Annotated in this window: 1 protein-coding gene and 1 pseudogene; both read right to left on the reverse strand. The window is 59.6% G+C overall.

From position 1 onward, the window contains the following. Positions 1–260 (reverse strand): annotated as a pseudogene (locus INT29_RS19830) (transposase); the annotation flags it as partial. A gap of 107 nt (positions 261–367) precedes the next feature. Continuing rightward, the gene (gene ltrA / locus INT29_RS19835; protein ID WP_009883329.1) at positions 368–1,801 is read right to left on the reverse strand and encodes a group II intron reverse transcriptase/maturase; all 1,434 of its coding nucleotides are present in this window, start codon (positions 1,799–1,801) and stop codon (positions 368–370) included. Positions 1,802–2,421 lie beyond the last annotated feature (620 nt).

Here is a 2,421-nt window from a genome sequence, read left to right on the forward strand (position 1 = left end):
GCGCCGACTCGTCCCATCGACCCGATGATGCCATGACGGGCCAAAGCCCGAGTGAATTTCTTCGACCGGAATTGGCTGCCGCGGTCGCTGTGCGTCACGCATCCGGCCACATCACCGCGCCTGGCCACAGCCATCTCGAGGGCATCAACAGCCAACCGGGCCTTCATCCTCGAACTGATCGAATATCCGACGACGCGCGAGGAGTAGGCGTCCTTGACCGCGCAGAGGTACAGCTTGCCCTCATTCGTATGGTGCTCCGAGTAGGGTCGGACCGGGGCGCTCTGCCAGCCTCACGACTGGTAAGTTTCCCCGGCCCGCCCTCCGAACCGGACGTGCCCATTCCTGAGCATCCAGCTCTCCATGCCAATCAAGCCGCAGCACTGTCCCATGGCGTGGGAATACGAGTTCCCCGGAACCGATAGCGAGTCACTGGAACCCGACAGGCCCGGAAGAACTCGACTCCTTCCGTCCGTATCTCCCATCCAGGGAGGAAACGACGCACCACAGTATGCTTATTCAGCTTGGGGTGACGCTTATTCAACCAATTGACGATCCGCCAGAACGCGTAATGGTCAACGTAACTGAATGTCGCTTTCGACACCCCATGCTGGAAATACGCACACCACCCTCTCAACACCGGGTTCACCCGGCGGAGAAGATCGGCCAGCGTCCGATGTTGCGCTCTGCGAGTCAGACCGCGAATACGCTCCTTGATCGAAGCCAGAGACTTCTTCGACGGATACGTATACACCTGAGCCTGACCGCTGGTTCCCCTCTTCATCCGACGCTGGATGCGCCAGCCCAAGAAGTCGAACCCCTCATCAATGTGAGTCACTTTCGTTTTCTCCACCGATAGGCGCAAACCCATCGGCGCGAGCACTTCAGCCACCTCGTGCCACAGTGCCTCCACGTGCTCGACCGAACCGTGGACAAGGACAACGAAGTCATCCGCGTACCGGATCAGCTTCATCACCGGGATGCCCCTACGGCGCAGTTTCGCTCGCGTCCAGCTCGGACCCAGCGACTCCCACTTCTTTTGGAAGTGATCATCAAGCCCAGACAAGGCGATATTGGCCAGAAGTGGTGAAAGTATCCCTCCTTGCGGGGTGCCGGTGTGAGTGTTCCTATTGACACCATCCTCGCTGAGGATGCCTGCCTTGAGGAACCTTCTGACCAGAGCCAGGACCCTTTTGTCCGTGATTCGTCCACGCAAACGCTGAATCAGACCAGTGTGATCGATCTCGTCGAAACACGCAGTGATATCAGCCTCGAAGACCCACTCATAATTCAAAGGCCTCGACGTGAACTTATGAATCTCAGCAATCGCGTCCTGCGCACGCCGACGCGGCCGAAACCCATACGAGGACGGATAGAAGTCCGCCTCGAAGATCGGTTCCAGCACCAACTTCAGCGACGCCTGCACCACTCTGTCGGCCAGCGTTGGAATCCCCAACGAACGAGTCTTCCCATTCGACTTCGGGATCCTGCGCTCACGCACCGGCAAGGGTCGGAACTCACCAGTCTTCACCTGGCGGCGAATCATAGTGAGCACCTCAACGGCCTGACCATGAAGCAGGGACCGGGGTGCGACCCCATCGACTCCAGCAGTCCGACCGCCCTTGTTACCCCGCACTCGATCCCACCCTGCTACGAGGAAGGCCGGATCGTGGACAAGGTTGAACACATCATCGAAGACACGCCCCGGATCGGTGCGCGCCCATTGGTGCAATTTCGTCTGGATCGTAAGTACTCGATGCCATGCCGAAGTAATATCGACTGGCCCCGACACACCCGTATTCACCGGTGTCCCTCCTTTTCATCCCTACTTTCATTGCGGAATCGGCACTGAGTCCCTTCGCCATGTGGTCGGCTTTCCCGACCTCGGACTACTACGGACTCTCCGCCCCCACACCACTGGTATCAGTCGGCGACGGACCTTCCCTGCCGACCACGCATGGAATCCGTGGTCAGCAGGGACCAGCGGCGGGGTTCCCACGTTCACTATTCAACCGATTGACGGGATCGGTACCCAGCTTTACTCCTGCATCCTCGCCATAGCTACGCCGCAGGCTTTCACTATGGCCTCCCGGACCGGCGACATTCTCCGATCCGGAAGTTCCCTCGACTGGCACACCAGCCTCGGTCTGCGATGCAACCCGACCCCGATCCACCAGATTTCGAGTCGGTGGTCTGACTTGAGGAGCGTTCGGACACTGGTTCCTATGCGTGTACCTCTCCGTCGTGTTAGCCGAGCCCGACCCATCTGGCAGTACTGGAATCGTCTCGGCGTTGTCAGGGCTGCTTCCCGCCCTCGCTCCCATCCCGGAGTTCAGGCTGCCCTCAACTTCACCTGGCTGCTGCGACAGCCAGGCGGTGGTGGTCTCTCACCTCCACTCGGTTCAACAGCGCCTCGTGGCGCAC

Source organism: Brevibacterium sp. FME37 (assembly GCF_014897485.1).
Classification (GTDB): Bacteria; Actinomycetota; Actinomycetes; order Actinomycetales; family Brevibacteriaceae; genus Brevibacterium.